Annotated in this window: 6 protein-coding genes and 1 pseudogene; 3 read left to right on the top strand and 4 right to left on the bottom strand. The window is 67.8% G+C overall.

All coding sequences use genetic code 11. The features are described from left to right. The 4 genes and pseudogenes from ACRDUX_RS06895 to ACRDUX_RS06880 form a co-directional block, all read right to left on the bottom strand. Nucleotides 1-255: pseudogene (locus ACRDUX_RS06895) on the bottom strand (D-alanyl-D-alanine carboxypeptidase); the annotation flags it as partial. Between the two features lie 183 nt (nucleotides 256-438). Continuing rightward, nucleotides 439-1437, bottom strand: coding sequence for an SMP-30/gluconolactonase/LRE family protein (locus ACRDUX_RS06890; protein ID WP_526412280.1), 999 nt, complete (start codon nucleotides 1435-1437; stop codon nucleotides 439-441). A 24-nt stretch (nucleotides 1438-1461) separates the two neighbouring features. After that, entirely contained in the window at nucleotides 1462-2847 is a 1386-nt protein-coding gene (locus tag ACRDUX_RS06885; protein ID WP_526412278.1) for an aspartate aminotransferase family protein, read from the bottom strand. Next, a complete protein-coding gene (locus ACRDUX_RS06880; RefSeq protein ID WP_526412276.1) occupies nucleotides 2844-3365 on the bottom strand; it encodes an Lrp/AsnC family transcriptional regulator in 522 nt (173 codons plus the stop codon). Before ACRDUX_RS06880 ends, ACRDUX_RS06885 begins: the two co-directional genes overlap by 4 nt. A gap of 122 nt (nucleotides 3366-3487) precedes the next feature. On the opposite strand from ACRDUX_RS06880, the gene ACRDUX_RS06875 reads away from it, so the two are divergent. The 3 genes from ACRDUX_RS06875 to ACRDUX_RS06865 all read left to right on the top strand — a co-directional run. Continuing rightward, nucleotides 3488-4963 (top strand): aminobutyraldehyde dehydrogenase, encoded by a 1476-nt coding sequence (locus ACRDUX_RS06875; protein WP_526412274.1) that lies wholly within the window; start codon nucleotides 3488-3490, stop codon nucleotides 4961-4963. Next, a complete protein-coding gene (locus ACRDUX_RS06870; protein ID WP_526412272.1) occupies nucleotides 4960-6153 on the top strand; it encodes an enhanced intracellular survival protein Eis in 1194 nt (397 codons plus the stop codon). The genes ACRDUX_RS06875 and ACRDUX_RS06870 overlap by 4 nt, the downstream gene beginning before the upstream one ends. 13 nt (nucleotides 6154-6166) lie before the next feature. Beyond that, nucleotides 6167-7099, top strand: a 933-nt coding sequence (locus ACRDUX_RS06865; RefSeq protein WP_526412270.1) for an NAD(P)/FAD-dependent oxidoreductase, incomplete at its 3' end; no start/stop codon positions are given.

The raw sequence follows: 7099 nt of genomic DNA, 5'->3' as shown, positions 1-7099 counted from the left end.
GCCCGGCGCGGCGATGATGCCGCAGCCGGAGAGTGCATCGCCGCCGACGGGCGAGGCGGGCACTGGCAACGGTTGGGGCGGGTCGCCTGCCTGGGGAACCTCGGAGGAGTCGACCGCGGGTGGTGTCGCCACCCGGTACGGACAGGCGTCGTCGGCGTTGGCCGTTGGGATCCCGACCAGCAGCGGAGCGGTCGACAGAGCCATGGCGGCAGCGAGGCACGCGACGCGGCGCGAGACTGATCCGGAGGTAGCCATCGTGTGTGCAGACTAGGAGATCGAGAGCAGATTTCCGGGTTGCCACGCTGTTGCCAGAGTGACAATTGCTACCTATGGGGTTGCAGGTGCACTGCCGCCGCTGCGTGCGGCAGCGAGCGTGACGGCACTGCGAATACCGGGGTCGGATCTCGCACTGGTGTCACGTTCGGTGGACGTGGCTGCCTACAGGTCGAAGTACGCGATGGCGGACGCCCCGATCCCGGCCAGCCAGACCCGGTCGTCGTGCTGCACCACACCGGTCGTCGACCCGAATCCCGGCCGCCGGGTGCGCACCTGCGCGACCACGTGGCCGTCGTCCGGATCGAAGCCGAGCACCCACACCAACGGCTTGACGTCGGGCAGCCAGTCATAGGGCAAGCGCCACAGGAGCTTCCGCAGGATTGGCGGCTTCGGTGCGAGCCACTCGGACAAGGCATTGCGGTCCGACACCATCGCCACCCAGATGCGGCCGTCCGGTCCCGTCGAGATGTTGTCCGGATAGCCCGGCAGTTCGGCGGCCAGCGGAGTCACGGTGGCCGCGGCGGGTCCGGCGAGCCAGTACTTGGACACGCGGGCGCCCTGGGTCTCGGCGAATACCAGGGCGGACTCGTCGGTGGTGAGCGTGACACCGTTGGCGAAGTACAGGCCGGTGAGCAATGTGGTCACGGTGCCGTCGACGTCACGCCGGAAGAGCGACCCCGAGCCGCGGGCCTCCATGATCGCGCCCTTGTACTGCTCGTAATGGAATCGCGCGGTGGACTCCGTGAAGTAGACCGTGCCGTCCGAAGATTCGACGACGTTGGAGCAGAACTTCAGTGGACGCCCGCCGGCCCCGGCCACCAGTGTCTCGATCTTGCCCGTGCGGGTGTCCATGCGCAGCAACCCGCGGTGGCTGTCGCAGATCAGGAGTCGGCCGTCGCGTGCGACGGCGAGGCCGAGCGGCCTGCCGCCGGTGTCCGCGACGACGGTAGGCGACGTGGCATCCGCCTCGATGCGCACGATCTTCCCGTCGGCCAGCCCGGTCCACACGGCGCCGTCGGGGTCGACGACGACGTCCTCAGGGGCGGGTCCCGGCATGACGACGATGTGCACCCGCGGATCGAGATCCGGCACTGGCAGCCGCCGCGACGAGGGCGGCTGCCAGCGGACGGGATCGATGGACGGTGTCGTTGCCGTGGTCACCTGCGAGAAGTCACCCGGTGGCGGTTACAGACGTTTTCCGGCCTCACTCAATACGCCGTGAAGGATCTCGTAGATCTCGTCGAACTCCTTCTGGCCGCAGATCAGCGGCGGTGCCAACTGCACCACTGGGTCACCGCGGTCGTCGGCGCGGCAGTACAGCCCCGCCTCGAACAGCGCAGGGGTGAGGTAGCCACGGAGCAGCCGCTCACACTCGTCGTCGTTGAACGTTTCCTTGGTGGTCTTGTCCTTGACGAGTTCGATGCCGTAGAAGAAGCCCTCGCCGCGGATGTCACCGACGATCGGCAGGTCGTACAGCTTCTCCAGCGTGGACTTGAACGCCGGCGCCTGTTCCTTGACGTGGTCGTTGAGGCCCTCGCGCTCGAAGATGTCGAGGTTGGCCAGCGCCACCGCGGCCGACACGGGGTGCCCGCCGAACGTGTAACCGTGGCCGAACACCGTCGAGCTGTCGTTGAACGGCTCGAACAGCCGGTCGCTGGCGATCATGGCGCCGATCGGCGAGTAGCCCGACGTCAGGCCCTTGGCGCAGGTGATGATGTCCGGTACGTAGCCGAAGTCGTTGCACGCGAACATCGAACCGATGCGTCCGTACGCACAGATCACCTCATCGGACACCAGCAGCACGTCGTACTCGTCGCAGATCTCGCGGACCCGCTCGAAGTATCCGGGCGGCGGAGGGAAGCAGCCGCCCGCGTTCTGCACCGGCTCGAGGAAGACGGCGGCGACGGTGTCGGGACCCTCGAACTCGATGGCCTCGGCGATGCGGTCGGCGCAGTAGCGTCCCCACGCCTTTGGGTCGGTGCTGAACTGCTCAGGAGCCCGGTAGAAGTTGGTGTTGGGCACCCGGAAGCCGCCGGGGGTCGGCGGATCGAACGGCGCCTTGAACGCCGGGATGCCGGTGATGGCGAGGGCACCCTGCGGCGTGCCGTGATAGGCGATGGACCGCGATATCACCTTGTACTTGCCCGGCTTGCCGGTCAGCTTGAAGTACTGCTTGGCGAGCTTCCACGCACTCTCGACGGCCTCGCCACCACCGGTGGTGAAGAAGACCCGGTTCAGGTCACCCGGCGCGTAGTTGGCGATGCGCTCGGCGAGCTCGATCGCCGGCGGCGTGGCGAAGGACCACAGCGGGAAGAAGGCCAGGGTCTCGGCCTGCTTGGCGGCGGCTTCGGCGAGTTCGGCGCGGCCGTGGCCGACCTGAACGACGAACAGCCCGGACAGTCCGTCGATGAACTTGTTGCCGTCGCTGTCCCAGATGTGGATGCCCTCGCCGCGGGTGATGATCGGCGGCGTGATGTCGTCGCCGTGGCGGGCGAAGTGCCCCCAGAGGTGACGCTTGGCCTTGGCGGCCAGGTCGGTGGTAACGGATGGATCTGAATCGATGACAGTCATCTAGTGCCCCAATTGTATTGCTGTTTGACGAGTTTGAGGTAAACCAAAGTCTCGGTGGATATCACCCCTGGTACGGCGCGGATCTTCGTGTTGAGTAGGTCGAGCAGGTCGCCGTCGTCCTCGCAGACCACCTCGACGATGGCGTCGAACGAGCCCGCGGTGAGCACGACGTAGTCGACGGACTCGATGGCGGCCAGCTTGTCGGCGATCTTGGTGGTGTCTCCCGTACAGCGGATGCCGATCATCGCCTGGCGTGCGAAGCCGAGCTGCATCGGATCGGTGACTGCCACGATCTGCATGACGCCGGCGTCGACCATGCGCTGGACGCGTTGGCGCACGGCCGCCTCGGACAACCCGATCGCCTTGCCGATGCCGGCATAGGACCGTCGTCCGTCCTGCTGCAGCTTGTCGATGATCGCCTTGGACAGTTCGTCGAGCTGGAAGGCGGCGCCGGGGCGGGAATGGTTGATTCGCAGTGAGACAGCCCCGATGCCGGGTTGAGCACCCTGATCGACCATGCCCACGATTGTGCACGGAATCCGTCGTCGCAAGCAACCACAACCATGAAATCGTTCGTTTAAAACGGTAGTCACCGCGGTAATGCGTAGCCCGTGCGACGGTGCTCCGCTAGTTTTAACCCATGACCTTGGCGAGCAGCTGGATCGACGGCGCCGACGTAAAGACCAGTGGCGAGGTGCATCGGGTGGTCGATCCGGCCACCGGAAACGTGGTTGCCGACTACGCGCTGGCGACGCCGGCCGACGTCGACGCCGCGGTGACGTCCGCGCGCACGGCGCTGCCCGGCTGGTCGACGGCTACTCCCGCGGAACGGTCGGCGGTACTGGCCAAGCTGGCGCATCTCGCCGCCGAGCACGCCGAAACGCTGGTGGCCGAGGAGGTCAGCCAGACGGGCAAGCCGGTGCGGCTGGCACGGGAGTTCGACGTTCCAGGCAGTGTGGACAACATCGACTTCTTCGCGGGGGCCGCCCGTCACCTCGAGGGAAAGGCGACCGCCGAGTACTCGGCCGACCACACCTCCAGCATCCGGCGGGACGCGATCGGCGTCGTCGCGACCATCACGCCGTGGAACTATCCGCTTCAGATGGCGGTGTGGAAGGTGCTACCCGCGCTGGCCGCCGGCTGCACCGTGGTGATCAAACCCGCGGAGGTCACGCCACTGACGACGCTGACGCTGGCCCGGCTCGCCAGCGAGGCAGGCCTGCCCGACGGCGTCTTCAACGTCGTGACCGGCGCAGGCGGTGACACCGGTACCGCACTGGCCGGGCACCGCGACGTCGATCTGGTGACCTTCACGGGTTCGACCGCCGTCGGGCGCAAGGTGATGTCGGCCGCCGCCCAGCACGGCCACCGCACTCAGCTCGAGCTCGGCGGCAAGGCGCCCTTCCTGGTCTTCGACGACGCCGACCTCGACGCCGCCATCCAGGGCGCGGTCGCGGCGTCGCTGATCAACACCGGGCAGGACTGCACGGCGGCCACGCGGGCCATCGTCGCGCGCCCCCTGTACGACGACTTCGTGGCGGGTGTCGGTGAGCTGATGAGCAAGATCGTCGTCGGCGATCCGCACGACCCCGACACCGACCTCGGCCCGCTGATCACCACGGCGCACCGGGCCAAGGTCGCTGGCATCGTCGACCGCGCGCCCGCCGAGGGTGGACGCATCGTCACCGGGGGAACGGCGCCCGACGGGCCCGGCTCGTTCTACCGGCCCACCCTGATCGCAGACGTCGACGAGCGTTCGGAGGTCTACCGCAACGAGATCTTCGGTCCGGTGCTGACGGTGCGGGCGTTCACCGACGACGACGATGGCCTACGCCAGGCCAACGACACCGAGTACGGGCTTGCGGCGTCGGCGTGGACGCGCGACGTCTACCGCGCGCAACGGGCCTCCCGGGAGATCAAGGCCGGTTGCGTATGGATCAACGACCACATCCCGATCATCAGCGAGATGCCACACGGTGGCGTCGGGGCCTCGGGCTTCGGCAAGGACATGAGCGACTACTCGTTCGAGGAGTACCTCACCATCAAGCACGTCATGAGTGACATCACCGCGAGTGCCGAAAAGGATTGGCACCGGATCATATTCACGAAGCGATGAGCGATCTCAAGCCGCGTGACGTCACCGACGCCGACTGGCCAGGGGTAGCACTGCTGGCTGCCACGAGCTACGGGTCGTTCTGGCATCCGGAGACCATCGCCGCCTGGCGGACCATGATGCCGCCAGGTAGCTCGGTGGTCTCCAGCGACTCCGACGACGTGATCGCGATGGCGCACTACGTCGACATGAGGCTCACGGTGCCCGGCGGTGCGGTTCTGCCAGCAGCCGGGATCACCTGGGTGGGTGTCGCGCCGACCCATCGCAGGCGCGGTCTGCTGCGGGCCATGTACACCGAACTGCACCAGCGCTTCGCCGACGCGGACTACCCGATCGCGGCGCTGACCGCCACCGAGGGTGGCATCTACGGACGCTTCGGCTACGGGCCCGCCACCATCGAGACGGAGCTGACGCTGGACCGCCGCTTCGCCCGGTTCCACCATGACGCAACGGATTCCGGGCAGGTGCGGGTCGTCCGGCCCCGTGACCACCGCGACGACTTCGCCGAGATCTACGACCGCTACCGCCGCCACACGCCGGGTGGCCTGGAGCGACCCCTTCCGCTTTGGGACGACCTGTTGGCGGACTGGGAGGACTCGCGGGGCGGCGGCACGGAGTGGTGTTCCTTCCTGCATCCGGACGGCTATCTCCTCTACCGGGCGCACCGGGGCAAGTCGAGAGACGTTCGCGTGGAGGAGTTCACCGCCGCGACCCCAGAAGCGCACACGGCGTTGTGGCGCGCACTGCTTGGTCTGGATCTGGTCGAGACGATCACCGTCGCCAGTCATCCGGCCGACCCGCTGCCCTACCTTCTGACCGACTCGCGCCTGGTGCGCACCACGGCGGCGGAGGATGCCCTGTGGCTACGCATCATGGACGTGCCCGCGGCGTTGCAAGCCCGCACCTATCAGGCAGACATCGACACCGTCATCGATCTCGGCGACGGATTCCGGTCCGATGGAGGACGATTCGCGTTGGAAGTCCGCGGTGGGAAGGCGCGTTGCGTGCGAACGGATGCGGCAGCGGAGTTCGTGATGGACCTCGACGTGCTGGGCAGCCTGTATCTCGGCGCCCATCGAGCCGCGACCCTGGCGTCGGCCAACCGCATCCGGGGCGGCACTGCCGAGACGTTGGCCCGCCTGGATTCCGCCTTCCGGAGTGACGTGCCGGCGCAGCTCGGTTTTCACTTCTGATGGTGGTGATGTCGTGAAGTGCGTGGTGATCGGGGCTGGCGCGTGGGGTCTGCCCACCGCGGCCGAACTGGCTCGACGCGGGCACCGGGTCACACTCGTCGATCGTTACGGCGCGCTCAACGCGATGTCCTCCTCCCTTGGGCCGACGCGGTTGTGGCGATTGGCCGATCCCGACCCGGCTCGGGTCCGCCTGGCCGTGCGGGGCGTCGAGGCGATGCAGCGGCTCGCCGACCGCGCAGGCGTTTCCGTGTTCGAGACTCGGGGTCTGCTGTGGCGCGACGACCAGTCCCTGGTGCCGCTGGTGTCCACGCTGGAAGACTTGGGCGTGGACCACACGGCGATCCAGTCTGCCGACGTGGGCCGGTTCTTTCCAGGGTTGCGACCCGACGGACGTGACGCCGTCTGGCAACCGGAGGCGGGTATCGTGCTCGCGGCCGCCTCACTGCATGCGCAGCTCGGGCTGTTCGAGAGTGCTTCCGGTGCAACGATTCTGATCCGGGAGGTCACGGACGTCGAGTGCTCCTCGGGTGGCGTTCGGGTGGCGATGGCCGATGGCACGGCCATCGATGCCGACGTCGCCGTCGTCGCTGCGGGTCCCGGTGCCGGGGCGCTGCTCGCCGGGCTTGGCGTCGACGTCGCGACGCATCCCTATCTCGAGCAGGTGGTCCACTTCGGTGACCCCGCGCGGCCTGGCGCGACCGACGGGTATCCGTGTCTGTTCGACGGGCCCGACGAGCACCGAGCGGGTATCTACGCGATGCCGTCACCCGGCGTCGGATACAAGGTCGGCCTTGACATCCCGCTGCGCAACTACCGCGATGGCGACCAGGACCGCACACCCGACCCCGAGCGCACGGCAGCGATCCGGGAGCGCGTGCGGTCGGACCTCGCCTCTGTCGTGCCGACCGTGCTCGATGCGCAGGTCTGCTCCTGGACCGACTCACCC

This window comes from Mycobacterium sp. (assembly GCF_050701675.1).
Lineage (GTDB): Bacteria > Actinomycetota > Actinomycetes > Mycobacteriales > Mycobacteriaceae > Mycobacterium.
The sequence above is the reverse complement of the archived record's forward strand: the minus strand, read 5'-3'. Positions and strand labels throughout refer to the sequence as shown.

Bases quoted from the DNA above. Each gene is read 5' to 3' on its own strand.
- ACRDUX_RS06885 (WP_526412278.1), bottom strand. From the start codon at position 2,847: ATGACTGTCATCGATTCAGATCCATCCGTTACCACCGACCTGGCCGCC.
- ACRDUX_RS06880 (WP_526412276.1), bottom strand. From the start codon at position 3,365: ATGGTCGATCAGGGTGCTCAACCCGGCATCGGGGCTGTCTCACTGCGA.
- ACRDUX_RS06875 (WP_526412274.1), top strand. From the start codon at position 3,488: ATGACCTTGGCGAGCAGCTGGATCGACGGCGCCGACGTAAAGACCAGT.
- ACRDUX_RS06870 (WP_526412272.1), top strand. From the start codon at position 4,960: ATGAGCGATCTCAAGCCGCGTGACGTCACCGACGCCGACTGGCCAGGG.